The 23882-nt window shown below is 73.6% G+C and carries 28 protein-coding genes and 3 tRNA genes; 13 read left to right on the top strand and 18 right to left on the bottom strand.

Annotated features, from left to right (window positions below):
* Positions 1-45 precede the first annotated feature (45 nt).
* On the bottom strand, positions 46-1827 hold the full coding sequence (locus FIP57_RS08245; RefSeq protein WP_148573074.1) for a thiamine pyrophosphate-requiring protein: 1782 nt from the start codon (positions 1825-1827) through the stop codon (positions 46-48).
* 53 nt (positions 1828-1880) lie between these two features.
* Here FIP57_RS08245 and FIP57_RS08250 point away from each other — a divergent pair, with 53 nt between their 5' ends.
* Positions 1881-2729, top strand: coding sequence for an aldo/keto reductase (locus tag FIP57_RS08250; RefSeq protein WP_148573075.1), 849 nt, complete (start codon positions 1881-1883; stop codon positions 2727-2729).
* A gap of 14 nt (positions 2730-2743) precedes the next feature.
* On the opposite strand, the gene FIP57_RS08255 is transcribed toward FIP57_RS08250, so the two are convergent.
* The 6 genes from FIP57_RS08255 to FIP57_RS23165 form a co-directional block, all read right to left on the bottom strand.
* The gene (locus FIP57_RS08255) at positions 2744-3793 is read right to left on the bottom strand and encodes a permease (RefSeq protein ID WP_203231130.1); all 1050 of its coding nucleotides are present in this window, start codon (positions 3791-3793) and stop codon (positions 2744-2746) included.
* A 37-nt stretch (positions 3794-3830) separates the two neighbouring features.
* Positions 3831-4013 (bottom strand): hypothetical protein, encoded by a 183-nt coding sequence (locus tag FIP57_RS08260; RefSeq protein ID WP_148573076.1) that lies wholly within the window; start codon positions 4011-4013, stop codon positions 3831-3833.
* Positions 4014-4022: 9 nt separating this feature from the next.
* Complete coding sequence (locus FIP57_RS08265) at positions 4023-4334, bottom strand: MmcQ/YjbR family DNA-binding protein (protein ID WP_148573077.1); 312 nt, start codon at positions 4332-4334, stop codon at positions 4023-4025.
* A 3-nt stretch (positions 4335-4337) separates the two neighbouring features.
* The gene (gene kynA, locus FIP57_RS08270; RefSeq protein ID WP_148573078.1) at positions 4338-5201 is read right to left on the bottom strand and encodes a tryptophan 2,3-dioxygenase; all 864 of its coding nucleotides are present in this window, start codon (positions 5199-5201) and stop codon (positions 4338-4340) included.
* A gap of 21 nt (positions 5202-5222) precedes the next feature.
* The gene (locus FIP57_RS08275; protein WP_148573079.1) at positions 5223-5582 is read right to left on the bottom strand and encodes a hypothetical protein; all 360 of its coding nucleotides are present in this window, start codon (positions 5580-5582) and stop codon (positions 5223-5225) included.
* 64 nt (positions 5583-5646) lie between these two features.
* Positions 5647-5958, bottom strand: coding sequence for an STAS domain-containing protein (locus FIP57_RS23165; RefSeq protein ID WP_162529726.1), 312 nt, complete (start codon positions 5956-5958; stop codon positions 5647-5649).
* A gap of 241 nt (positions 5959-6199) precedes the next feature.
* On the opposite strand from FIP57_RS23165, the gene FIP57_RS08285 reads away from it, so the two are divergent.
* Genes FIP57_RS08285 through FIP57_RS08295 form a run of 3 tightly spaced genes read left to right on the top strand, consistent with a single transcriptional unit; the run spans position 6200 to position 9551 of the window.
* A complete protein-coding gene (locus FIP57_RS08285; RefSeq protein ID WP_203231131.1) occupies positions 6200-6910 on the top strand; it encodes a hypothetical protein in 711 nt (236 codons plus the stop codon).
* Positions 6911-6952: 42 nt separating this feature from the next.
* Positions 6953-8911: a sensor histidine kinase gene (locus FIP57_RS23970; RefSeq protein ID WP_148573081.1), complete on the top strand. Its 1959-nt coding sequence runs from the start codon at positions 6953-6955 to the stop codon at positions 8909-8911.
* Entirely contained in the window at positions 8904-9551 is a 648-nt protein-coding gene (locus FIP57_RS08295; RefSeq protein ID WP_238993359.1) for a response regulator, read from the top strand. Before FIP57_RS23970 ends, FIP57_RS08295 begins: the two co-directional genes overlap by 8 nt.
* Here the strand turns inward: FIP57_RS08295 and malQ are convergent.
* The gene (gene malQ, locus FIP57_RS08300; protein ID WP_203231132.1) at positions 9548-11065 is read right to left on the bottom strand and encodes a 4-alpha-glucanotransferase; all 1518 of its coding nucleotides are present in this window, start codon (positions 11063-11065) and stop codon (positions 9548-9550) included. The two genes, FIP57_RS08295 and malQ, sit on opposite strands and share 4 nt — an antisense overlap.
* Positions 11066-11132: 67 nt before the next feature.
* Between malQ and FIP57_RS08305 the strand changes: the two genes are divergently transcribed.
* Positions 11133-11810, top strand: coding sequence for a PaaI family thioesterase (locus FIP57_RS08305; protein ID WP_148573083.1), 678 nt, complete (start codon positions 11133-11135; stop codon positions 11808-11810).
* 21 nt (positions 11811-11831) lie between these two features.
* On the opposite strand, the gene FIP57_RS08310 is transcribed toward FIP57_RS08305, so the two are convergent.
* Positions 11832-13355: an NAD(P)/FAD-dependent oxidoreductase gene (locus tag FIP57_RS08310; RefSeq protein ID WP_148573084.1), complete on the bottom strand. Its 1524-nt coding sequence runs from the start codon at positions 13353-13355 to the stop codon at positions 11832-11834.
* A gap of 192 nt (positions 13356-13547) precedes the next feature.
* Here FIP57_RS08310 and FIP57_RS08315 point away from each other — a divergent pair, with 192 nt between their 5' ends.
* Both FIP57_RS08315 and FIP57_RS08320 read left to right on the top strand, forming a co-directional pair.
* Entirely contained in the window at positions 13548-13970 is a 423-nt protein-coding gene (locus FIP57_RS08315) for a FluC/FEX family fluoride channel (protein ID WP_148573085.1), read from the top strand.
* The gene (locus FIP57_RS08320; protein WP_148573086.1) at positions 13967-14293 is read left to right on the top strand and encodes a fluoride efflux transporter FluC; all 327 of its coding nucleotides are present in this window, start codon (positions 13967-13969) and stop codon (positions 14291-14293) included. Before FIP57_RS08315 ends, FIP57_RS08320 begins: the two co-directional genes overlap by 4 nt.
* A gap of 7 nt (positions 14294-14300) precedes the next feature.
* Here FIP57_RS08320 and FIP57_RS08325 read toward each other — a convergent pair whose 3' ends face one another.
* Genes FIP57_RS08325 through FIP57_RS08335 form a run of 3 tightly spaced genes read right to left on the bottom strand, consistent with a single transcriptional unit; the run spans position 14301 to position 16246 of the window.
* A complete protein-coding gene (locus FIP57_RS08325) occupies positions 14301-14654 on the bottom strand; it encodes a metallopeptidase family protein (protein WP_238993360.1) in 354 nt (117 codons plus the stop codon).
* Positions 14655-14666: 12 nt separating this feature from the next.
* On the bottom strand, positions 14667-15557 hold the full coding sequence (locus FIP57_RS08330; RefSeq protein ID WP_148573087.1) for a transketolase family protein: 891 nt from the start codon (positions 15555-15557) through the stop codon (positions 14667-14669).
* Positions 15554-16246 (bottom strand): thiamine pyrophosphate-dependent enzyme, encoded by a 693-nt coding sequence (locus FIP57_RS08335; protein WP_148573088.1) that lies wholly within the window; start codon positions 16244-16246, stop codon positions 15554-15556. Before FIP57_RS08335 ends, FIP57_RS08330 begins: the two co-directional genes overlap by 4 nt.
* A gap of 51 nt (positions 16247-16297) precedes the next feature.
* On the opposite strand from FIP57_RS08335, the gene soxR reads away from it, so the two are divergent.
* Positions 16298-16729: a redox-sensitive transcriptional activator SoxR gene (gene soxR / locus FIP57_RS08340; RefSeq protein ID WP_338039898.1), complete on the top strand. Its 432-nt coding sequence runs from the start codon at positions 16298-16300 to the stop codon at positions 16727-16729.
* 55 nt (positions 16730-16784) lie between these two features.
* Positions 16785-16857: transfer RNA gene (locus FIP57_RS08345), tRNA-Glu, on the top strand.
* 350 nt (positions 16858-17207) lie between these two features.
* Here FIP57_RS08345 and FIP57_RS08350 read toward each other — a convergent pair.
* Complete coding sequence (locus FIP57_RS08350; RefSeq protein ID WP_148573090.1) at positions 17208-17798, bottom strand: hypothetical protein; 591 nt, start codon at positions 17796-17798, stop codon at positions 17208-17210.
* Between the two features lie 198 nt (positions 17799-17996).
* On the opposite strand from FIP57_RS08350, the gene FIP57_RS08355 reads away from it, so the two are divergent.
* From FIP57_RS08355 to FIP57_RS08365, 3 genes are all read left to right on the top strand, one after another.
* Positions 17997-18073, top strand: a tRNA-Asp gene (locus FIP57_RS08355).
* A gap of 102 nt (positions 18074-18175) precedes the next feature.
* Positions 18176-18249 (top strand) — tRNA-Phe (locus FIP57_RS08360).
* 70 nt (positions 18250-18319) lie between these two features.
* Positions 18320-19342: an App1 family protein gene (locus tag FIP57_RS08365; RefSeq protein WP_148573091.1), complete on the top strand. Its 1023-nt coding sequence runs from the start codon at positions 18320-18322 to the stop codon at positions 19340-19342.
* Here FIP57_RS08365 and FIP57_RS08370 read toward each other — a convergent pair.
* From FIP57_RS08370 to FIP57_RS08390, 5 genes are read right to left on the bottom strand one after another with little or no spacing between them, the layout of a single operon-like run.
* Entirely contained in the window at positions 19329-20270 is a 942-nt protein-coding gene (locus FIP57_RS08370) for an NAD(P)H-dependent flavin oxidoreductase (RefSeq protein ID WP_238993361.1), read from the bottom strand. The genes FIP57_RS08365 and FIP57_RS08370 overlap by 14 nt on opposite strands.
* Positions 20271-20278: 8 nt before the next feature.
* Positions 20279-20749 carry a nuclear transport factor 2 family protein gene (locus FIP57_RS08375; protein WP_148573093.1) on the bottom strand — a complete coding sequence of 157 codons (471 nt, stop codon included), beginning with the start codon at positions 20747-20749 and terminating at the stop codon, positions 20279-20281.
* Positions 20750-20768: 19 nt separating this feature from the next.
* Positions 20769-22022: an NAD(P)/FAD-dependent oxidoreductase gene (locus FIP57_RS08380; protein WP_148573094.1), complete on the bottom strand. Its 1254-nt coding sequence runs from the start codon at positions 22020-22022 to the stop codon at positions 20769-20771.
* On the bottom strand, positions 22019-22645 hold the full coding sequence (folE, locus tag FIP57_RS08385; protein WP_148573095.1) for a GTP cyclohydrolase I: 627 nt from the start codon (positions 22643-22645) through the stop codon (positions 22019-22021). The genes FIP57_RS08380 and folE overlap by 4 nt, the downstream gene beginning before the upstream one ends.
* Positions 22646-22677: 32 nt before the next feature.
* A complete protein-coding gene (locus tag FIP57_RS08390) occupies positions 22678-23118 on the bottom strand; it encodes a hypothetical protein (protein WP_148573096.1) in 441 nt (146 codons plus the stop codon).
* 90 nt (positions 23119-23208) lie between these two features.
* Between FIP57_RS08390 and FIP57_RS08395 the strand changes: the two genes are divergently transcribed.
* On the top strand, positions 23209-23880 hold the full coding sequence (locus tag FIP57_RS08395; RefSeq protein WP_148573097.1) for a helix-turn-helix transcriptional regulator: 672 nt from the start codon (positions 23209-23211) through the stop codon (positions 23878-23880).
* Positions 23881-23882 lie beyond the last annotated feature (2 nt).

The raw sequence follows: 23882 nt of genomic DNA on the forward strand, positions 1-23882 counted from the left end.
CGCCCCTCGGCGCGCTGGCGCGCCACGAGGGGCGGCTCGGCACACCTACGACTTCTCCTCCTGGGCGGCCTGCCGGTCGAGGAGCTCGCGGGCGTGCCGGCCGTCCTCCCCCTCGGCGTCGAGCCCCTGGCGGAACGAGTCGAGCTTCTGCTCACCGGCCGGGAACGGCGGCAGCAGCGGGACATCGGCGTCCACGACCGCCTCGACGAGGAACGGGCGGTCCGCCGACAGCGCCTGCTCCCACGCGGCGCCGACCTGGTCGGGCGAGTCCACGGTGGTCCCGGCCAGCCCGAGCAGCTCGGCCCAGCCGGCGTAGGGCACGTCCGGCAGCGACTGGCTGGTGTCGAACCGAGGCTCGCCCTCCATCTCGCGCTGCTCCCAGGTGACCTCGGCGAGGTCGCGGTTCTTCAGCACCAGCACGACGAAGCGGGGGTCCGCCCAGTCCCGCCACCGGTCCGCCACGGTGACCAGCTCCGCCAGACCGTTCATCTGCATCGCCCCGTCGCCGAGGAGCGCGACCACCGGCCGGTCGGGGGCCGCCAGCTTGGCCGCGAGCCCGTACGGGATCCCGGAGCCCATGGTCGCCAGCGTCGACGACAGGTGCGCCTGCACGCCCTGCGGCAGCCGCAGGTGGCGCGCGTAGTGGTAGACCACCGACCCGACGTCGACGCTCACCTGCGCGTCCGCCGGCAGGCGGTCGGAGAGCTCCCGCACCACCAGCTCGGGGTTGAGTGGCTCCGCTGGCAGCGCGGCCCGCTCCGCGGAGAGCCGGTGCCACTCCGCGACCTTCGCCTCCACCTCGGGGCGCCAGGTTTCCTGTCGCTCCGACAACAACGGCAGGAGGCGCTCCAGCGTCTCGGCGGCGTCACCGGTGAGCCCGACCTCGACCGGGTAGCGGTTGCCGAGGTGGCGGCCGTCGAGGTCCACCTGCACGGCACGGGCCTGGCCGGGCGCCGGGTAGTACTCGGTCCACGGGTCGTTGCTGCCGACCACGAGCAGCGTGTCGCACTCGTGCATCAGCCAGCCGCTCGCGGTGGTGCCGAGGTGGCCCATCACCCCGCAGCTGTAGGGCAGCGTCTCGTCCCAGAACGGCTTGCCGAGCAGGCTCGTCGTCACGCCGGCGCCGAGCCTCTCCGCGACCGCGCGCACCTGCTCCTGCGCGTGCCGCGCACCCTGCCCGACCAGCAGCGCGACGCGACGTCCGGCGTTCAGCACCTCGGCCGCGGCCGCCAGGTCTTCGTCGTGCGGGACCACCCGCGGCGGCCGCCACCCGGGGCTGCTGACCTGCACGCCGTGCTCGTGCGGCGGCTGCTCGGGCGCCTCCTCCTTCTGCACGTCGTGCGGCACGACCACCACCGTCGGCGACCGGGTGGCCAATGCCGCTCGGAAGGCGCGGTCGAGCACCATCACCGCGTGCTCGGCGGCGTAGACGGTCTGGCAGTACTGCGCCGCCACGTCCTTGAACAGCGTCTGCAGGTCGATCTCCTGCTGGTACTCCGACCCCAGTGCCGTCGTCTGCTGCTGGCCCACGATCGCCACGACGGGGACGTGGTCCAGCTTCGCGTCGTACAGCCCGTTGAGGAGGTGGACCGCACCCGGGCCCTGGGTGCTGGTGACCACACCGACGCCGCCCGTGTACTTCGCGTGGCCGACCGCCATCAGCGCGGCGGCCTCCTCGTGGCGCGCCTGCACGAGCTCCGGGGTGCCGCCCGCCCGGCGGAGCGCGCCCATGAACGTGTTGATGCCGTCGCCGGAGTAGCCGAAGAGCCGGGGCACCCCCCAAGCCTGGAGCCGTTCCACGAGAAGATCCGCCACGAGCTTCGCCATGGCTGCGGCGTACCCGGATCGGGTCGTTGTGACGCCTGCCTACCGTGGGCGCCATGCAGCAGCGACGCCTCGGCACCCGGCAGGTCAGCGCGATCGGGCTGGGCGCCATGCCCATGTCGGTCCGCACGCACAACGACGAGGAGCGGTCGCTCGCGACGATCCGCCGGGCCGTCGAGCTCGGCGTGACTCTGGTGGACACCGCGGACGCCTACGCGCCGGACGAGGCGACCTTCGGCCACAACGAGCGGCTGGTCGCGAAGGCGCTCCGCGAGGTCGGCGCCGACCACGTGCTGGTGGCGACGAAGGGCGGCCACACCCGCAGCGGCACCGACTGGGGGCTCGACGGGTCGCCGGAGCACCTCCGCAAGGCGTGCCTGGCGTCGCTCGAGCGGCTCGGCGTGGAGCGGATCGACCTCTACCAGCACCACCGCCCCGACCCCGAGGTGCCGTACGACGAGACGGTCGGTGGGCTGAAGGCGCTGCTCGACGAGGGGCTCGTCGCCGCGGTCGGGCTCTCGAACGCCGACCCCGACCAGATCCGGCTGGCGCACGGTGTCCTCGGCGACGGGCTGGTCGCGGTGCAGAACCAGTTCTCCCCCGCCTTCCGGAGCTCGCGGCCCGAGATCGACCTGTGCGCCGAGCTCGGGCTGACCTTCCTCGCCTGGAGCCCGCTGGGCGGGATGGGCGACGCAGCAGCGCTCGGCAGCAAGTGGAGCGGCTTCGCCGAGGTGGCCCGCCGCCACGGGGTCAGCCCGCAGCGGATCTGCCTGGCCTGGGAGCTGTCGCTCTCCGACGCGGTCGTGCCGATCCCGGGAGCGAGCCGGCCGGAGTCGGTCGAGGACTCCGCGGCCGCCGCCGAGCTGGAGCTCGACGAGCAGGACCTGGCACTGCTAGGTGGTTGAGCTCGTCGAAACCCTCAGACCAGCACCGCCAGGACCACCCCCGCCACCACGCCGCCCACCGCGACGGCACCCGCCATCGCAGCGGTCGCCCGCCACCCCAGCGCCTTGCCGACCATCACCGCCGAGGGGACGCTCAGCGCCGGGAGCGTGACCAGCAGCGCTCCGGCCGTCCCGGCCCCCGCGCCGGCCGCGAGGAGCGCCGCGACGACGGGGATCTCGCCGCCGGTCGGGATGACGAGCAGCGTGCCGGCCACCGCGGCGACGAGCAGGGCCGCGACGCCGAGGGACGCCTCGAGCGAGGAGAACCCGCTGAGCCACGGGCTGAGCAGCCCCATGACGAAGACCAGGGCGAGGTACTCCGGCACCAGGACGAGGACGAACCGGCTCAGCGACCGCACGTACCGACCGGGCAGCTCGGCCACCGCAGGCGGCTCCTCGGGCGTCGGCACCGCGACGGTCCCGTCACCGAGAAGCCGGCCGATCAGCGCGCTGGCGCCGACGACCACGAGAACCCCGACCAGGACACGGGTGGCGAGCAGCTCCCACGGCAGCACGATCGCGAGGAAGAGGATCACTGCGGGGTTCAGCAGCGGGTTGCCCACCCAGTAGGCGAGCGCGGCGCCCGTCGAGACGCCGGAGCGGCGCAGTCCCACCGCGACCGGGGCGGTGCAGCAGGAGCACATCATGCTCGGCAGCGAGGCCGCGCCGCCGACCAGCGCCTGCCCGACAGGGGTACGGCGGTTCATCAGCCGGACCAGCCACGCCCGCGGGACGAGCGCGTCGATGGCGGCGGCGACGAGCAGCGCCACGACGACGGCCTTCCACACCGCGTCGACGTACGCCCGGGTGAACTCCCAGGCCCCGCTCAACGACGGGGCGTCGCCGGCCGACTCGAAGATCGCCCCGGACGGCCAGGCGGGCTGGTCGACCAGCGACCAGGTCCGTTCCCAGTAGGGCATCCACTTGGCCCAGCTGAGCCCGACGACGAGGAGGAGCAGGAGGACGCCGAGGCCGACGAAGTCGGCGCGCGAGGGTCGCCGAGGTGCTGCGAGGGGCGCGCTCACGCGCCGATCCTGCGTGCCGGTGTGCGCGAGGGCAAGGTCACGCCGGCTTGTTCGACGGGCAGTCCGGGTTGGGGCAGTAGTCGACGGCCGCCATCTCGCCGGGGCGCAGCTCGGGGCGGTCGAGCTTCTCGGGGTTCATGTCGACGGTGGCGTGCGCCAGCTCCGTCCCGCACGTCGCACAGGTCTGCGTCCACTGCTGGTCATCGGGTGTCTCGGTCACGACCCACTCCTACCCAGCCAGCCGGTAGGAATCCTCCAGCAGCTCGACGAGCTCGGTCTCCCCGATCCGGTCGAGCCGGGCGAGGACGAGCAGCGGCGAGCGGTCGTGGTGCGGCGTCCAGTAGAAGGTGTCGGGCTGCGACCCCGCGAGCACGTCGCGCTCCTCGGTCTTCACGGTGAGCACGCCGTCCTCCCACATCCGGGCGAAGAGCTTCCCCCTCTTCCCGGTGCCGCGGAACCACGTGGGCTGCCCCCAGCTGGGCCGTTCGGTGACGTCCGGCATCGCCAGGCAGAGCCGGCGCACGTCGTCCTCGGTGGCCACGGGTCACCGACCGATCTGCGTGCGCACGGCGTAGAGCTCGGGGAAGAAGGTCAGCTCCAGCGCCGCCTTGAGGAACGGCGCCCCGCTGGACCCGCCCGTGCCCGGCTTCATGCCGATGATCCGCTCGACGGTCTTGAGGTGGCGGAACCGCCAGTTCTGGACGTTCTCCTCGAGGTCGACGAGCTCCTCGCAGGTCTCGTACTCCGACCAGTGCTCGTCGGGCGCCTCGTAGACCGCCCGGATCACCGGGACCAGTGCCTCCTCGAACTGCCAGGCCTGGGTGACGTCACGCTCCAGCACGTGCGCGGGGACGGCGTGCCCCCGGCGGGCCAGGTAGCGGAGGAACTCGTCGTACAGCGACGGCATCTCGAGGGCCTCGCGGACGACCGCCTGCGCGGCCGGGTCGGCCTCGAACACCTTGAGCATCGCCGGGTTCTTGTTGCCGAGGACGAACTCCACGGCACGGTACTGCCACGACTGGAACCCGCTGGCGTTGCCGAGAACGCCTCGGAACTCGGCGTACTCGCTCGGGGTCAGCGTCGCGAGCACCGACCACTGCTCGGTCAGCGTCCGCTGGATGTGCTTGACCCGGGCGATGCGCTTGAGCGCCGGCGCGAGGTCGTCGTCGCGGAGCAGCTCGCAGGCGTTGCGGAGCTCGTGGAGGACCAGCTTGAGCCACAGCTCGGTGGTCTGGTGCTGGACGATGAACAGCAGCTCGTCGTGGTGCTCCGGGTCGCTCAGCGGCCGCTGCGCCGACAGCAGCGTCGGGAGGTCGAGGTAGCCGCCGTAGCTCATCCGGTCGGAGAAGTCGGTGACGACCCCGTCCTCGAGCGCGCGGGTGTTCCCTCGGATGCCGGTCTCCCTCACCCGGCCACCATAGAGCGGGCGTCAGGCCTCGTCGTCGGAGCCTTCCTTGACGGTGATGGTCCGCTCGGGCACGTCGTCGCGGACCACGATCAGCGAGGCGGCGTACGACGCGGCGAGCCACCCGTTGGCGACCCACCAGTTCTTGCCGAGGTCGGACTTGAGGGCCCAGGCGAGGTCCGCGGCGACGACGTACGGCGCGACGCAGAAGGGGCACTCCGCGAGCACCGACCACTCGGTGCCCTCGGTCATCTCGACGTACTTGCGGCGGACGAACGACATCGGCGGCCAGTGGTCCTTCGTGACCAGCCGGGTCAGCCGGGCGGCGCTCACGACCCCGACAGCCGCGGCGGCGACGATCGTCAACGGGTCCTTGGTCGGCATGGGCATCCTCTCGGCGGGGTGGGGGACCCCTCCGGCGTACCCGCGGACCGGGACGACAAACGGCTCAGGCGGCCAGCAGGTGCCCCGCGCCGAGCAGCTCGAAGACCGTGCGGACGATCCGTCGCGGCCCGACCAGCATGACGATCCGGCCGGTGGCCAGGAGGTCCTCCCGCAGCCGCAGCAGGGCGTCGGCGCCGGCCGAGTCGGTGAACACGAGGCCGGACAGGTCGAGCATGACCCGGTCGACCTCCTCGAGGCTCAGCCCCGTGATGCTGTCGAGGAGGTCGACGCAGCTCAGGTCGATCTCGCCCTGGAGCCGGACGAGGAGCGCGGGCGGGTCGATCTCGACCAGGACGGTGAGGAGGGGGAGGTCCATGGGGGCACCTGGGCCGATCTCCCGGAGGACCCGGGACGATGCGGATGCGGCGCCACGCCTTGACCACCGCGCCAGCAGAGCTGGTGGTTCGACACTACGCCCCGCAGCCCCTCCTGGCGAACGTTGATCGCACAACGCATGCAGCTGCCCGAGAGGTCGGGACACGGCGCCCTCCCGGTCGGGACGCCGGGCTCGCCAGAGTCCTCCACGACCACGAGATCGACGCTCGAAGGAGAGCACCATGACGCACACCTCCACCGCCCCCGGCACCCTGGGCCTCGCGCCCGTGACCAGCTCCCACGCGCCGAGCCGTCTCTGGGCGTACGCCGGGGTGGCGGCCGGCCTCCTCGGGACGGTCGGGATGCAGGCCTCCCTGGGGGTGGACGCCGTCTACGACGAACGGTTCGCCGGCGACCCGCAGCGGATCATGGACCGGCTCGAGGAGTGCGTCCCGTCGATCCTCACCTTCCACACCACGACGATGCTGGCGACCGTGCTGCTCCTCGTCTTCGGCGCGGGGCTGCGGCGGAGGCTCCGCCAGCAGGCGCCGGCCGACAGCCTGCTCCCCGACGTCGCGCTCGGCGGGACCTTCCTCACCGCGGTCGCCGGGCTGCTCGGCGCCGGCTTCACGACCGAGATGGTCTTCGGGGTCACCAACGACGACTCGAAGCTGACCCCGGAGATGGCGGTCGTGTTCGCGCACTGGATCGGCACGATCCCGTGGCTGTGGGTCGGTGCGGGCGTCACCGGCATCGCCGTCGCGGTGGCTGCCCTGCGCCACGCCGCAGCACCCCGCTGGATCGGCTGGGTCGCGGCGCTCCTCGGCGGCGTCACGCTGCTCGCCGGGCTCTCGCCGCTGCAGTACATGGCCGGCTTCTCCGGCCCGGTCCTCGTGCTGGTCGCCGCCGCCGGCTTCGCCTTCGGCGACCGGGCGGCGCACGCCGGTCGGTGACGCCACCCACGGGGCAGCGGGCGCACTAGAGTTCCCGTCCTCATGACGTCCGCGCTCTCCCTACCGTCCCCCCATCGGGACGGGCTCCCCCGGGTCGCCACGGCCGTCGCCGTGGTGGCCTGGGGGCTCGCCCTGGTCTCGACCGTCCTGCTGCTCGCGGCCCGGCCGCCGCTCAGCGAGGACCTGCTCTTCTTCCTCGTCGACGTCACGGTCGCGACCGTCTACGGCACGGTCGCGGCGGTGGTGCTGGCCCGTCGGCGCCACGTCGTCCCCGCCGTGCTCGGGATCGCGGCGGTCGGGGGCGGTCTCGCCGGCCTCGGGGCGGCGTACGAGCAGCTCTCCTGGGCGCGCGGCGGGCTGCCGCTCGAGGAGGAGATCGGGCGGCTACAGGGCACGGCCTGGATGCCCGGGACCTTGGCGCTGTTCCTGGTGGTGCCCTGGCTGGTCCGCGACCACCCGCTGCGCTGGTGGTCCTGGGCGGGCGTCGCGGCCGGGGTTGCCGTCACGACCACGTTCACCGTCGCGGCCGGGTTCCAGCTGGTCGACGACATCCGCGGCCTCACCGCGCTCGCGATGGTGGTGGGGTCGGCCGCCGCGGCGGAGGTGGAGTGGCGCCACCGGCGCGGCCCGGTCGCCGAGCGCAACGGGCTCGGCTGGCTGGCCGTCGGGTCGCTGGGCATCGCGTTGTCGTTCGCCCCGTTCCTGTTCCCGTTCGACGCGATGCCGGTGCCGTACTGGTTCACCCCGGTCGTCCAGCTCGCCACCCAAGCGGTCTACCCGGCGGCGGTCCTCACCGCGGTGCTGCGCGGCCGGATGTGGGACCTCGGGCTCGCGGTCAGCCGGGCGACGCTGGCCGGGCTGCTGACCGTGGGGCTGCTCGCGCTGTACCTCGTCGTCGTGCCGCTGGTGTCCGCGCTGATGCCGGACGGCGCCGCGGCGCTGGTCGGCGCCGGCGTGGTCGCGGTGGCCGTGCAGCCCGCGCGGCTCTGGCTGGGCCGGCTGGTCGAGCGGCTGGTGTACGGCGCCGCCGCGGACCCGGCCCGGCTGGTGCGCCGCATCGGCTCGAACCTCCGCACGGACGACCCCGACCTCCTCCTCGAGGGGCTGGTCGCCGACCTCGGCCGGGCGATGCGGCTGGAGTCGGTGCGGCTCGAGGCCCCGCCCCTCGCCGAGGTCGTGTGGGGCTCCCCGACCTCGGCCCCGCGTTCGGTGCCGCTGCTCCACCGGGGCACGACCGTGGGCGGGCTGGAGGTCACCCTGCCGGCCGGCGAGGCTCTCGGGACCCGCGACGAGGCGACGCTGCGCGACCTCTCCGCGGTGCTCGCCACCGCCGTCGCCGTGACCCTCGCGGGGCACGAGGTCGCGGCCGCCCGCGACCGGCTCTCGCGGGCGCGGCTGGAGGAGCGACGGCTGATCCGGCGCGAGATCCACGACGGGCTCGGCCCGTCCCTGGCCGGGCTCCGGCTGGGGCTCCAGGGGGTCCGCAACCTGCTCGCCACCGACCCGGCGGCCGCCGAACAGCTCCTGGGCGCGCTCCAGGAGGAGCTCGACCAGCGGGTCGACGAGGTGCGCTCCCTGTCCCACCAGCTGCTGCCACCGGTGCTCGACGAGCTCGGGCTCGACGCGGCGCTGACCGAGCTCGCGACGAGGTACGCCGAGGAGGGGGTGGAGGTCTCCGTGACCAGCGAGGGGGTGGAGACCGTGGATCCTGCGCTGGCCGGCGCGGCGTACGGCATCGCGACGGAGGCGGTGGTGAACGTGGTCCGGCACAGCGGCGCGAGCCGCTGCTGGGTCGACGCCCGCGTGGTCGACGAGGCGCTCGTCCTCACCGTCGCCGACGACGGCCGCGGGGTCCCCGCCGATGCGAGGGGCGGCGTGGGCACCCATTCGATGCGGGAGCGCGCCGAGGAGCAGGGCGGCCGGGTCGAGCGGCTGCCGCGCGAGGGCGGCGGCACCGTGGTCCGCGCCACGCTGCCGGTCGGGGTGGTCGCCCGTGGCTGACCAGGTCTCGCTCGTGGTGGTCGACGACCATCCGGTGTTCCGGCTCGGGATGGTCGCGCTGCTCGGCACGATCGACGGGTTCACGGTCGTCGGCCAGGCGGCGACGCGCGCCGAGGCGCTGGAGGTCGTCGACCAGCACACCGACGTGGTGCTGATGGACCTGCACCTCGGCGACGACTCCGGCATCGAGGCGACCCGCGACCTGGTCCGTCGCCACCCGCACGTGCGCGTCCTGGTGGTCACGATGCGCGAGGACGACGAGTCGGTGGTCGCGTCGGTGCGGGCCGGGGCGCGCGGCTACCTGCTCAAGGCCGCCTCGCCCGCGGAGGTCGAGCGAGCGGTCCGGGCGGTCGCGAACGGCGAGATGATCCTCGGTCCCCAGGTCGCCGAGCGGGCGATGGCCGCCGTCGTCTCCGGTCGTACGGCGGTGCGGCTGCCGTTCCCCGAGCTGACCGACCGGGAGCGCGAGGTGCTCGACCTGCTGGCCCGCGGCTTCGACAACACCACGATCTCCCGGCGGCTGGTGCTCAGCCCGAAGACGGTCCGCAACCACGTCGCGAACGTGCTGGCGAAGATCGGGGCTCCCGACCGGGCCGCCGCGATGATCCGTGCCCGCGAGGAGGGGCTGGGGGTCGACTAGGCGGGCAGCCGGTCGTACTCCTCGACCAACGCGCGCATCCGCAGCGCGACCGCCTCGGTGAACGCACCGTTCTCCGCCTGCCAGCTCCAGTTGCCCTCGGCGGAGCCCGGGGTGTTCATGCGCGCGGAGGCGTCGAGCTCGAGCAGGTCCTGGGCGGGCACGACGGCGAGCCGCGCGTGCGACGCCATCGCGAGCCGGACGAGGGCCCACGGCATGTGCTCGGAGGGGTCGAGCAGGTGGCGCCGCACCTCGCCGCGCTCCTCCTGGCTCTGCGCCTCCCACCAGCCCATGGTGGTGTCGTTGTCGTGGGTGCCGGTGTAGGCGACCGTCGCCTCCTCGTGGTTCTCCGGGAGGTAGGCGTTGTCGGCGTTGCCGTCGAAGGCGAAGTGGAGCACCTTCATGCCCGGCAGCCCCGCGCCGGTCCGCAGCGCGTTGACCTCGGCGGTGATGATGCCGAGGTCCTCGGCGACGAGGGTGCCGGTGCCCGCGGTGTCGAGCAGGGCGGCGAGCACGTCCGGCCCCGGGTTCTCCACCCACTCCCCCTCCCGCGCGGTCGGGGCGTCGGCCGGCACGTGCCAGGCGGCCTGGAAGCCGCGGAAGTGGTCGATGCGCACGAGGTCGAAGAGCTTGCGCTGGTTGGCGATCCGCAGCCGCCACCAGGCGAAGTCGTCGGCGGCCATCGCGTCCCAGTCGTAGTGTGGGTTGTTCCAGCGCTGTCCGTCCTCGGAGAAGTAGTCCGGAGGCACCCCGGTCACCGTCAGCGGCCGACCCTCCTCGTCGAGCCGGAAGATGTGCCGGGCCGCCCACACGTCGGCGCTGTCGAGGGAGACGAAGATCGGGAGGTCGCCGAAGAAGAGCACGCCCCGCCCGGCGGCGTACTCCCGAAGTGCCTGCCACTGCCGCGCGAACAGCCACTGCTCGAAGCGCAGGTCGTTCATCCGGCCCTGCAGCGGCTCGACGGCCTCGGCGACTGCGGCGCGGTCCTTGTCCCGCAGCGCGGCGGGCCAGTCCAGCCAGCTGACGTGGCCGAGCGACTCGCGCAGCGCCACGAACGTCACGTAGGTCTCGAGCCACTCCGCCTCGTCCGCGCACCAACGGGTGAACTCGGTGTCGGCGTCCTCGCCGTGCCGGGCGAAGTACGTCGCCGCGGCGGCCCGGTGCGCCTCCTGCCGGGTGGCCCGCCCGGCGCGCACGGCGGCGACCGCCTCGGGCTCGAGGAGACCGTCCTTGACGAGCAGGTCGAGGCTGACCAGGTCGGGGTTGCCGGCCATCGCGCTGATCGCGTTGTACGGCGACCCGTCCCCCTCGTGAGTCGGGACCAGCGGCAGCACCTGCCAGACCGTGCAGCCGGCCGTCTCGAGGAAGTCGACGAAGCGGTACGCCGCGGGGCCGAGCTCCCCGTGGCCGCCGTCCACCCCCGGAAGCGAGGTGACGTGGAGCAGGACCCCTGCCCGCCGGACGGCGAGGGGGCCGGTCGAGGGCGCGCGTGCAGGAACGATCGGCTCGGGGGGCACGACTCACAGTGCCACACCGGCCCGGGTGCCAAACCTGGCGGGCCGGGACGTGACCTAGGGTGCGCGCATGGACTTCGCGTTCTACACGCCCTCCACGCTCACCTCTGAGGAGGCCGACCGGCTGGACCGCGTGCACGGCGCCCTCACCGCGGCGACCCGGGCGCTCGCCGACGCGCAGCTGCGGACGCAGGTGGAGCTCGACGAGGCGGAGGCGGTCACCGCGGAGGTCGAGCGGCTCACCGAGCGGCTGCTCACCCGCGCCCAGGAGGGCTCACTGGGCACCGAGCTCGGTCCGCGGGAGAACGAGATCCGCAACCAGGGCAACGCGGTGCTCGGGCTCCGCAACCCGTTCGCGGCGTTCTCGGAGGAGCGGCGCACGATCGACGACGAGGGCCGGGTCGTCTACGACGTCGAGCTCGGGGCGCTCTACGAGGGGCCGCCCGGGCTGGTGCACGGCGGGGTGTCCGCGATGCTCCTCGACCAGCTGCTCGGCGAGGCGACCGCCCGGGCCGGCGGTCCGGGGATGACCGGTCGGCTGACCGTGCACTACCGCCGGCCGACGCCGCTGGGGAAGCTGCGGTTCCGCGGGTGGAGCGAGAGCATCCAGGGGCGCAAGTCGATCGCGAAGGGCGACGTGCTCGACCCCGACGGCAACGTGACCGTCGAGGCCGAGGGGCTCTTCATCCTGCCGAGCTGGGCGCTGGAGCACCCGTCCTGGACGGACCGGAAGTCCAGCTTCGAGTGACGGCCCGCCGCGCGGCCGGCCTCAGGCGCCGCTGATCCGGGCGTTGGTGTTGCTGCTGTCGCCGGACCCGGCGCCGGCGCCGACGGTCTCGCGTCGCACGCCGCGCTGACCCGAGTCGGTGAGCCGGGCCTCCTCCTCGGCGCGCGCCACCAGCTCCTCGCGGATCCGGTTCCACTCACCCGGCGGGGTGACGAGGTCGGCGGCGCCGTGCTCCAGCTTGCCGAGCGCGAGCCGGCCGAAGATCTGCTGCTCGGTCGCTGCGCGCTCGGACCGGTTGTTGCTGATGAACGTGACGAACCACTTCACCAGCGTCGCGAACCGGTTCTTGAACCCGGTCAGGTACACGAGGTGCACCCCGAGCCACATCAGCCAGGCGATGAAGCCGGTGAGCCGGATCTTGCCGATCAGCGCGACCGCGCTGAACCGGGAGATGGTCGCCATGCTGCCCTTGTCGAAGTACTTGAAGGGCTTCTGCGGCGGCCGGCCCTTGAGCCGGTTCTTGATCTCCTTCGCGGCGTACTTCCCCTGCTGGATCGCGACCTGGGCGACCCCGGGAAGGTTGTCGAGCGACATCATGTCGCCGATCACGAACACCTCGGGGTGGCCGGGGAGCGTGGTGTCGGGGTTGACCCCGATCCGGCCGGCGCGGTCGAGGGGGGCGCCGGTCTGCTCGGCGAGGATCTTGCCCAGCGGGCTCGCCTGGACGCCGGCGGCCCACACCTTCGCCACGGCATCGATGCGGGTCCGGGTGCCGTCCTTGGCCTGCACGACGAGGCCGCGCTCGTCGACGTCGACGACCATCTCGCCGAGCCGGACCTCCACGCCCCGCTTCTCGAGGGAGCGCTGGGTGGACGCCCCGAGCTTGGCGCCGAACGGCGGCAGCACCTGGGGGGCCGCGTCGACCAGGATCACCCGTGCCGCGTGGGTGTTGATCCGGCGGAAGTCCTTGCGCAGCGTGTTGTGGGCGAGCTCGGCGATCTGGCCCGCCATCTCGACACCGGTCGGGCCGGCGCCGACGACCACGAAGGTGAGCAGCCGCTCGACCTCCTCCTCGGTCTCGGCGAGCTCGGCGAGCTCGAAGGCCCCGAAGATCCGGCCGCGCAGCTCGAGGGCGTCGTCGATGGACTTCATGCCGGGGGCGAACTCGGAGAAGTGGTCGTTGCCGAAGTAGGACTGCCCGGCGCCGGCCGCCACGATGAGCGAGTCGTACGGCGTCACGGTGGTCCGGCCGAGCACGACCGAGGTGACCAGCTTGTTCTCCAGGTCGATGTCGGTGACCTCGCCCAGCAGGACCTTGGCGTTCTTCTGGTCCGCGAAGATCTCACGGGTCGGAGGGGCGATCTCGCCCTGCGAGAGGATCCCGGTCGCGACCTGGTACAGCAGCGGTTGGAAGAGGTGGTGGCTGGTCTTCGCGATCAGCGTGACCTCGACGTCGGCGCGCTTCAGCTCCTTGGTGGCGAAGAGCCCGCCGAACCCGGAGCCGATCACGACGACCCGGTGCCTGCCTCCGGACCGCTCGTTCGTCGTCTGGCCTGTGGTCGTCATCGCGTCTCGTCCTCCTGCACCGCGGACGTCGTCCGCCTCATCCGTTGCAACACCCGACCGGGCTCCCGGATGCCCCGACCCCGGCATGGGGTCGCTCACACGTCTCACGTTCCCCCATTCGGCGGGGGCTACGCGACCCCCTCGGGCGCTCCCCTTCACAGCAGCCGGCCCGCCCGGTGGGACGATGCCCGGATGAGCCGCCCCGCACCGCGCCCGACGGTGGTGGCGGCCGTGGCCGTGGGCGGGGCGCTCGGCGCGCTGGCCCGCTGGGCGCTCGGGGAGGCGTTCGCGACGCCCGGCGGCTCCTTCCCGTGGGCCACGTTCGGCGTCAACGTGGTCGGCTCGGCGCTCCTCGCGCTGCTCCCGGCGGTCGCCGGTGTCCGCTCGCGTCCCGCCCTCGTCGCGCTGCTGGGACCGGGGGTGCTCGGCGGGTTCACCACCCTGTCGGCGTACTCGGAGGAGACCCGGGCGCTGCTGGCGGGCGGTCACCCCGGCGTGGCGCTCGCCTACGTCGTCGGGACGCTCCTGACCTGCCTCGCGGCGGTGGTGGTCGCCGACCGGCTCAGCACCGCCGGCGACCGGGCCCTGTTCGCCGCCGAGGAGGGCGAATCGTGACGGTCCTGTGCGTCGTCGTCGGGGCCGCCCTCGGTGCGCCGCTGCGCTTCCTCGTGGCTCACTGGCTCGACGGTCGCACGCCGTGGGGAACCGCAGCGGTCAACGTCGTGGGGTCGGGGCTGCTCGGCCTCTTCGCGGCGCTGTCGCTCGACGACCGGGGCTGGGCGCTGCTCGGGGTCGGGTTCTGCGGCGGGCTCACCACCTTCTCGGCGTTCGCCGTGCAGGCGGTCGGGCTGGGGCCGCGGCGCGGGTCGGCGTACGTCGTCGGGACCGTGGTGCTCTCCCTCGCGGCGTGCGCCGTGGGGTTCGCGGCGGGGAGCTGAGCCGACCTCAGGCGTAGCCGAGCTCGTGGAGCCGGTCGTCGTCGATCCCGAAGTGGTGCGCGATCTCGTGGACCACGGTGATCCGCACCTCCTCGACGATCTCCTCCTCCGACTCGCACATGTCCAGCGTGGGGTTGCGGAAGATCGTGATCCGGTCCGGGACCGTCATGACGTAGGTGCTGTCCCGCTCGGTCAGCGGGATCCCGTCGTAGATCCCGAGCAGGTCGGGGTCGTCCGGCGGCGGGTCGTCCTCGACGAGCACCACGCAGTTGTCGATCAGCCGGGCCAGCTCCACCGGCACCGTGTCGAGCGCCTCGGAGACGAGCTCCTCGAACCTCTCCCGGCTCATCTCGATCGGCACACCACCATCCTGTCAGGCGGGCAGGAACCAGCCGACCTCCCGCCGGATCCCCTCGGCGTCCAGCCCGTGGTGGCGGACGTGGTCGGCCGGCGTCCCGTAGCGGCGCAGCTCGCCCCGGCCCACCCCGAGCGCCAGCAGCCGGTGCGGCACGTCGACGAGCGCGTCGGCCACGACCCGGCTCGACGTGCCCGCCAGCCACGGTTCGACGAGCACCACGTCCGCCCGGTCCCCGACGTGCGCCCGGAGCCCTGCCGCGTCGAACGGGCGCACGGTGGTCGAGTGCAGGACGGTGACGTCGAGCCCCTGCGTGGCTTCCAGCACCGCGTCGAGCCCCGGCCCGAGCACCACGACGACACCCCCGCTCCCCCGTCGTACGGCGGTGAGGCGACCGGGTCGGGTGGTGACCGGGGTGCGGTCGACCTGCTCGGTGACCCGGACGTAGTGGAGCCCGTCCGACGCGACGGCCCGGCGGAGCGCGGCCTCCACGCCGTCGGCGGTGGCCGGTGCCTCGATGTGCGCGTCGAGGGTGTCCATCAGGGCCACGTCGCCCGGGGACTGGTGGGTCCGCCCGGCCCCGGCCATGTCGAAGGAGCCGCCGGAGCCGACCAGCACCCCGCCGACCCCCTGGTGGGCGAAGTCGAGCTTCACCTGCTCGAACGCGCGCTCGACGAGGAACGGGCCGAAGGTGTGCACGACCGGCCGCATCCCGGCGAGCGCCATCCCGGCGCCGACGCTGACCAACAGCTGCTCGCGGATCCCGACGTTGACGACCCGGCCGGGGTGGCGGCGCTCGGCGTCGGGGAAGTACTGCCGCGAGATCTCCGCGAGGACGACGGCGACCCGGGGGTCCTCGTCGAGGAGCGCGTTGGTGGTGCGGGCGAAGGCACCGCGGGGGCTGCTCATCGCATCTTCCTCTCCACGACGGCGACCACGACGTCCGGCCGGCCCGGGCGCCGTCGCAGCGCGGCCTCCAGCCGGTCGTGGTCGCGGCCGTCCACGGCGGCGGTGGCCCACCCCTCGACGGCGAACCGCTCGGGGATCGGCACCGGGTAGGAGGTCGACTCGTTGTCGACGACGACCACCGTGAGGTTGTCGAGCCCGAGGGCGGCGGCGACCGTGATCGCCTCCGCGTTGGAGCCCTCGTCCAGCTCGGCGTCACCGACCAGCACGACGACGCGCGACCCGATCCGTCGGGCGCGCAGCCCGGCGGCCAGCCCGACGGCGAGCGGGAGACCGTGGCCCAGCGAGCCGGACGAGATCTCCACGCCCGGCACCAGCAGCCGGTCGGGGTGGTAGCCGAGCGGGCTGTCGAACGCCGTCCACCGCGGCAGCCACTCGGCCGGGATGAACCCCTTCGCGGCGAGCACCGCGTAGTAGGCCATCGGCCCGTGGCCCTTGCTCAGCAGGAACCGGTCGCGGGTGGGGTCGTCGAGGCGGTCGGGCGAGACGTCGAGGACGCGGTCGTAGAGCGTCCAGAGCACGTCGACCGTCGACTCCGAGGCCGCGGCGTGCTTCTCGTCGCCGGTCATGGTGGTGATCAGGTCGAGCACGTGCCCGTAGGTGCCCGTGGCGTCTCTCGTCGTCGTTGTCATGGCACCATGGGACAAGTTCAAGTTCACTTGAAGTCAAGGATGGTGGGTGACGTGCTCACGATCGGTCAGCTCGCTGAGCGGTCCGGGATCTCCACGTCGGCGATCCGGTTCTACGAGTCCAAGGGGCTCGTGTCGTCGGTCCGGACGGCCGGCAACCAGCGCCGCTACGAGAAGGCGACGCTGCGACGGCTCGGGTTCATCCGGGCCGCCCAGCGGGTCGGGCTGAGCCTCGAGGAGATCACCGCCGCGCTGAGCACCCTCCCGGCAGGGCGCACCCCGACCAAGCGCGACTGGCACCGGCTCAGCCGGAGCTGGCGGACGCGGCTCGACGAGCAGATCGAGCGGCTCCAGCTCCTCCGCGACGAGCTCGACGGCTGCATCGGCTGCGGCTGCCTCAGCCTCCAGTCGTGCCGGCTCCGCAACCCGGGCGACGTCCTGGCGGCCCGCGGGCCGGGCGCGGTCCGCCTCGAACCGGAGGGCTGACGGCCGCCGGGGTGCTCTACGATGTCCGGGTCCGCCCGCCGGTCGGTGTGGACGGGCCCCCATCGTCTAGCGGCCTAGGACCCCGCCCTTTCACGGCGGTAGCACGGGTTCGAATCCCGTTGGGGGTGCAGCGTTGGGGGTGCCCCAGGTCGCCGCCTGGTCCGGGCAGCTGCCCCCCGTCGAGCCGCCCCTCGTGGCGCGCGTCGGTGGCCTCGAACCGCCCCTTGTGGCGCGTGCGGGACGTGTTGAACCGCCCCTCGTGGCGCGTGCAGGGCCTCGAAGGCCACCCGAACATGCAACTCGACTCCGTGGGCCCATCTCAGGCTGATTTTCGCGGAAGCTGCCCGTCCGACCGGCCCTGCACCGGCGTACTCGCCCCTGATGCCCACCGGCAACTCGGTCGGCCGCGCCACACCGGGCGGCTCGATCTCACGCGCGCCAGAAGGGGCGGCTCAACACCCAGGACACACGCCTCGGGCTAGCCGACCCGGATCGGGCCGGACCAGTCGCGAGCCACCCACCGGTCGGTGCCGGCGACGTCGACGTACGACCGGGAGAAGTCGCCCTTGACCGCGACGCCGTACGCCTTGGCCCGGACCCAACGCGGGGTGCCGATGCACGAGCGAGGCACGGTCAGGGTGACGGCGTCAGCGGCGTGGTCGACGGTGTGCGCGAGGCCGCGGCACCTGACCCCGCCCCGCCCCTGGTGCACGCGCCCCAGGTCAGCCGAGCCGCGGGCGTTGCTGGACTCGGCGTTCCAGCTCACCTGGAAGGTGCGGCCGAGCGAGGTCCGGAGCCGGACGATCCCCAGCCGCCAGTCGGTGCCGCGCCGGAGGTCGTCGTAGACCAGCGTCGCGTGGACCACGCGCGGCCGGTGGGCCACCCGGACCCGGAGCAGGTCGGCGTTCGCACGGCTGCCGTGCAGCCGGACGCTGTCCGGCCCGACGGTGACCCCGACGTCGCCGGCGCTGTCGCGGATCGTGAGGGTCGCCGCGCTCGCGGCGGGGGCGGCCAGGGCGCCGGTGGCGAGGACGGCCGCGCAGACGGCGCGCGTGAGCCAGCTCTTCATGGGGTTCCTCCGGGTGCGGGGCGCCGCGCTCGAGCGGCAGGGCAACGTACCTCTTCGGTGTCCGATCTGTCCCTCGAACGGCGCGGCGAGCGGCCCACCGGGACCGTGAGCAACCCCTCGCCGGGCTCGATTCGGACGAACGCCGGACAACTGTTAGAGTTGCCCGTCGCAGGTGCTCCTCGCGAGCGCCGCAGTCCTGGCCCCGTAGCGCAGTTGGTTAGCGCGCCGCCCTGTCACGGCGGAGGCCGCGGGTTCGAGTCCCGTCGGGGTCGCCAGTGCGCCCCGGACCTCAGGTCCGGGGCGTCGGTGTTCCGGAGCCCTTCCCTACCTCCGCGTCCTGCGACGCGGGCGGTGTCGGGTAGAGTTCCGGTCGGCCCGGCCAGGTAGCTCAGTTGGTACGAGCGACCGACTGAAAATCGGTAGGTCGGCGGTTCGACCCCGCCCCTGGCCACGGCAACGGAGGGGCTCCTGACCTGGTCGGGGGCCCCTTCGTCGTACCTCCGGCGCATACTGTCGACCCCATGAGCGTCCCCCGGTGGCTCCTCCGCGCCGAGCAAGCCTGGGACGCGGCGCGGCTGCGGCGGCGGGCGTCGCGGGTGCCCGAGCACTTCCGGATCGTGGCGTACGGCGGTCACGGCAGCGACGGCCAGGTGGTGGTCCGCGGCCGTGTGGTCGACGACCCGCCGCCCTCCTCCGCCGTCGAGGGTGAGGGAGTCGGCGCGGCCGTCCGCCGCTCCGTGCGGAGCTTCGTCACCGACGAGCTCCCCGGGGTGCCGCTCCGGGTCTCCGTCGCCGGCACGGAGGTGGAGGCGGTGACCGACGCGGAGGGGTACTTCGTCGTCCGGCTCGCGCCGCCGGCCGTGCGACCGCCCTGGTCGCAGGGGACGGTGGAGCTGGCCGGGGAGTACCGCGGGCTGACCGCGCCGCACACCACCACGTTCGACGTGCGCGTCCCGGGCCCCGACGCCGCTTTCGGCGTCATCTCCGACATCGACGACACGATCCTGCAGACCGGCGTCCAGCGGGCCGGCCGGATGGTCCTCCAGACGCTCACCGGCTCCGCCCTCACGCGGGTGCCGTTCGAGGGCGCGGCCGAGCTCTACACCGACCTCGCGCACGGCGGGCGGAACCCGTTCTTCTACGTCTCCTCCAGCCCGTGGAACCTGCACGCGTTCATCGAGGCGTTCCTCCGGCACCGGGGGTTCCCGCTCGGCCCGGTGCTGCTGCGGGACCTCCTCGGCGCCGCGAAGGGCCGGGAGGAGAAGCACGACCGGATCCGCGAGGTCCTCGCGCTCCACCCCGGGCTCCGGTTCGTGCTCATCGGCGACTCCGGCGAGAAGGACCCCGCGGTCTACGCCGACATCGTGCGCGAGCACCCCGGCCGGATCCTCGCCGTCTACATCCGCGAGGTGCGGCTCGACCCGGGCGACGGCCGCGTCGAGAAGATCTCGAGCGCCTGGGGCCACGAGACGCCGTTCGTGCTGGCGGCCGACAGCGACGCCGTACGGCACCACGCCACCGGGCTCGGGCTCATCCGGGGGTGACGGTCCCCGCGCGGGCGAAGGAGGCGACCACGTCCGCCGCTGCCGTCTCCTCGGTCAGCAGCGCCGCACCCTGGCCGGCGTAGACGACGGCGACGTCGAAGTCCCCTTCGCGCGCGGCCGCGTCGTACCGGGCCAACGCCTCGGTGTCCGCCTCGAGCTCGTCCTCATGGCCCACCCACTCGTCGAAGAACCGGTTGCGCAGCGCGCGTCCGCCGTACTCCCGCGGCCAGGGGGCCCGCTGGGCGACGTCGAAGACGCGGCCGTAGACGGTGGCCGTGTCGTCGGCGGCGATCAGCCGCTGCCGGGCGGCGGCGGGGAAGACGCTCTCCCGGCAGCAGAGGAACGCCGTCCCGACCCAGGCACCGACGGCGCCTCCGGCGAGGACCGCGGCCAGCCCGTCGGCGTTCGCGATCCCGCCCGCCGCGACGACCGGGACGTCGGCGGCGGCGCGCACCAGCTGGAGCAGCGGCAGGGTGCTGACCTCGTCGCGGCCGTGGCCGCCGGCCTCCCGCCCCCGCGCGACCACGAGGTCGACGCCCGCCTGCTCGGCACGCCGCGCCTCGGCGACGTTGCCGACCTGGGTGGTCACCAGCTTCCCGGCAGCCTTCGCCCGGCGGAGCGGCTCCTCGAACGCGCCGAAGCTCACCGAGACGAGGGCGGTGTCGGTCTCGAGCGCCGCCTCGAGGGGTCGGGGGTCCCGCTCGAGCGCCCACGCCATGAACCCGAGGCCGTACGGCGCTCCCGCACCTCCCGCGGTCCGCGCCTGTTCGTGCACCCATTCACGGGAAGCGGTCGGGCCGACGCCGACCATCCCGAGCCCGCCGGCCGCGGAGACCGCCGCGGCCATCACTCCTTCGCTGACCCGCGCCATCGGCGCCTGGACCAGCGGCACCTCGATACCGAGCGTGTCGGTCAGCCACGTGGACACGTCAGCGCTCACAGGTCGAGGTCGGTGAGCCCCGGGTGGTCCGCGGGGCGCGGACCGTCGAGCGGCCAGCGGAACTTGCGGTCCGCCTCGTCGATGGGCACGTCGTTGATGCTGGCGTGGCGGCGCGCCATCAGCCCGTTGGCGTCGAAAAGCCAGTTCTCGTTGCCGTACGAGCGGAACCAGGCGCCCGTGTCGTCGTGCCACTCGTAGGCGAACCGCACCGCGATCCGGTCCTCGCCGAAGGCCCACATCTCCTTGATCAGCCGGTAGTCGAGCTCCTTGGCCCACTTGCGGGTCAGGAACTCGACGATCGCCTCGCGGCCGGTGAAGAACTCCGACCGGTTCCGCCACCGGCTGTCGGGGGTGTAGGCGAGGGCGACCTTCTCGGGGTTCCGGGTGTTCCAGCCGTCCTCCGCGGCTCGGACCTTCTTGATCGCGTCTTCCTCGGTGAACGGCGGGACGGGCGGCCGGGGCTCCATGGCTCTCCTCAGGACGGGTTCACGGCACTGTAGGACTCGCGACGACCTCGCCCAAGGGGACCGCGGGGTCCCGGAGCCGGGCGAGGTCGACGTGGTCGGCACCCACGATCGCGCGCAGCGACGGGGTGGCGTCCCAGTCGTTGACGTGCATCGCGGCCGAGACCCGGTCGCCGGTGGCCCAGAAGGCGGTGTAGACGCCGCTTCCCGGGTCGCCTCGGAGCACCAGCCCGTCGTCGCCGCCGGCGTGACCGACGTACTCCATGCCGAGGTCGTACTGGTCGGTGAAGAAGTACGGGAGGTGGTCGTGGGGCTCCTCCGCGCCCAGCATGTTCCGGGCCGCCGTCGCCCCCTGCGCCTTCGCGTTGTGCCAGTGCTCGACGCGGAGCCGCCGTCCGAACCGCGCGTGCCAGGCGTTCGCGAGGTCGCCGGCGACGAACACGTCCGGGTGGGAGGTGCGCAGCGTCTCGTCGGCGAGGACGCCGTCGCCCACCTCGAGGCCGGCTGCCTCCGCGAGCTCGGTGGTCGGCACCGCGCCGATCCCGACGACCAGCAGGTCGGCCTGGACGGCGGTGCCGTCGTCGAGCTCCACCACGGCGGGGACACCGTCGGCGGGCGTCCCGGTCGGGGGCCGGCTGCGGATCCCGGTGACGGCCGTCGAGGTGCGGACCTCGACCCCGTGGGCGCGGTGCAGGTCGGCGAAGAGCCGGCCGACGGTCGGGCCCAGCACCCGCGTCAACGGCTCCGCGAGCGGCTCGACCACGACGACGTCGCAGCCGGCGGTGCGCGCGGTGGCGGCTACCTCGAGGCCGATCCAGCCGCCGCCGACGACGACCACACGGCGACCGGGGCGGAGCGCCGCCCTGATCCGGTCGGAGTCCTCGACGGTGCGCAGGTAGGCCACGGTCGCTCCGCTGCGGTCGGCCGACGGGAGGCGACGGGCGGTCGACCCGGTGGCGAGCAGGAGACGGTCGTAGCCGAACCGCTCGCCACCGACCTTCACGGTGTGGGCCTCGAGGTCGAGCCCGGTGGCCGGTGCACCGAGCCGGAGCTCCACGTCGCGGGTGTCGTAGAACTCCGCCGGGTGGACGAACGCGTCCTCGAAGGAGGCCTGGCCCGCGAGGTAGGCCTTGGACAGCGGCGGGCGCTCGTACGGCAGGTGCGGCTCGGCGCCGACGAGCACCAGGCGTCCGTCGTACCCCTGCTCCCGCAACGTCGCGACCGCGGTGGCGCCGGCCAGCCCGGCACCGACCACCACGAAGGCCCCGCTGCTCATCGCGGACCACCCCGATCGCGGGTCAGCGCCAGGAACTCCGCGCGCGACGACGGGTCGGTGCGCAGGGTGCCGAGCATCGCGGAGGTGACCGTGCGGGTGCCCGGTGCGCGGACTCCGCGCAGGCTCATGCACGTGTGCTCGGCCTCGACGACCACCCCGACGCCGCGCGGCGCGACGTGGGTCTGCAGGTGCTCGGCCACCTGCTTGGTGAGCCGCTCCTGGGTCTGGGTGCTCGAGGCGAAGAACTCGACGAGCCGGGCGAACTTCGACAACCCGAGGATCCGCTCACCGGGGAGGTAGCCGATGTGCGCGACCCCGGTGAACGGCAGCCCGTGGTGCTCGCACACCGAGCGCACCGGGATGTCGCGGACGAGCACCAGCTCGTCGTACCCCTCGGTGTTGGGGAACGTCGTGAGCTCGAACGGCGCGGGGCTCAGCAGCTCGGCGTACGCCGCCGCCATCCGCCTCGGCGTCTCGGCGAGGTGCGGCGTGTCCAGCCGCTGGCCGAGCGCGGCGAGAAGAGCGGCGGCGGCCTCCTCGGCGGCCTCGAGGTCGACCGTCGTCTCCGCGGCGACGCGCGGCCGCCACGGCAGCACGGTCGCGGCGTCGGGCTGCGCAGACATCGCCGCAGACGTCGCCGCAGACATCGGCGCGGTCATCGGGCCGCCCCGGTGCGCGTGCGGCCCGCGGCCAGCCGGGCGAGGGCGAGGGCCGCGACGAGCAGCCCGAAGTCGCGAAGGGCGACGTCGTGGTACTCCCCCATCGTGACCAGGTTGAGGATGATCCCGGCCAGCCAGGCCGCGACGACGTAGCCGCCGAGGTCGGGGCGTACGGCGACCAGCAGCCCGGCCGCGACCTCGACCACGCCGACCGCGAGCATCGCCTGGTGGGCGGTGCCCGGGACGAGATCGTCCACCCACGGGGCGAGGTACTGCTCCCAGTCGGCGAGGAGCCCGGCGAACTTGTCGAGCCCGAACGCGATCGGGGCGATGGTGAAGACGGTCCGGAGCAGGGCGAACGCCTGCTCGGCGGCCGGGTCCCGGGACTCGGCGCCGGTGGTCGCGGTGCCGGGTCGGAAGGAACGGAGGTGGGTCATGGCAGCCTCCTCGGGCTCTAACGGAGTATGTTCTTGACGTTAGAACCCCAATCTTCTTTCGTCAATGGCCGTGTCTGATAGAGGAGTCGCATGGACGACGTCGGTGCCCAGCTGAGCAGCGTGGGGGTCCTGGCCGAGCCGGCCCGCCGCGCCCTGTACGAGCACGTCGTCGGGCAGCCGGCGCCGGTCAGCCGCGAGCAGGCGGCGGAGGCGGTCGGCGTGCCGGTGCACTCCGCGAAGTTCCACCTCGACAAGCTGGTCGCGGCCGGGCTCCTCGAGGTGGAGTACCGCCGGCTCACCGGCCGGACGGGGCCGGGGGCGGGGAGGCCGGCGAAGCTCTACCGCCGGTCGGAGCGCGAGGTCGCGGTCTCGGTGCCCCCGCGCCGCTACGACCTCGTCGGCGAGGTGCTCGCCGAGGGCGTCGACCGGGCGGTGCGGGACCAGGTGCCGGTCGACGAGGCGGTGCGGGGGGCTGCCCGGCAGGTCGGAGCGCGACTCACCGCGGCGGCGCCGACTCCGGCCGGGTCGCCGCTGGACCGCGTCGGTGAGGTGCTCCGACCGCACGGCTACGAGCCGCGGGTGGTCGACGTCGAGCTGTGCCTGACGAACTGCCCGTTCGACCGGCTCGCCGCCGACCACGTCGAGCTGGTCTGCGGGCTGAACCTCTCGCTGGTCAGCGGCGTGCTCGACGGGCTCGGGGAGGCCGACCTCGAGGCACGGCTCGCCCCGGAGCCGGGGTTCTGCTGCGTGCGCGTGGCGTGACG

It is taken from the genome of Nocardioides caldifontis, assembly GCF_008087345.1.
GTDB lineage: Bacteria > Actinomycetota > Actinomycetes > Propionibacteriales > Nocardioidaceae > Marmoricola_A > Marmoricola_A caldifontis.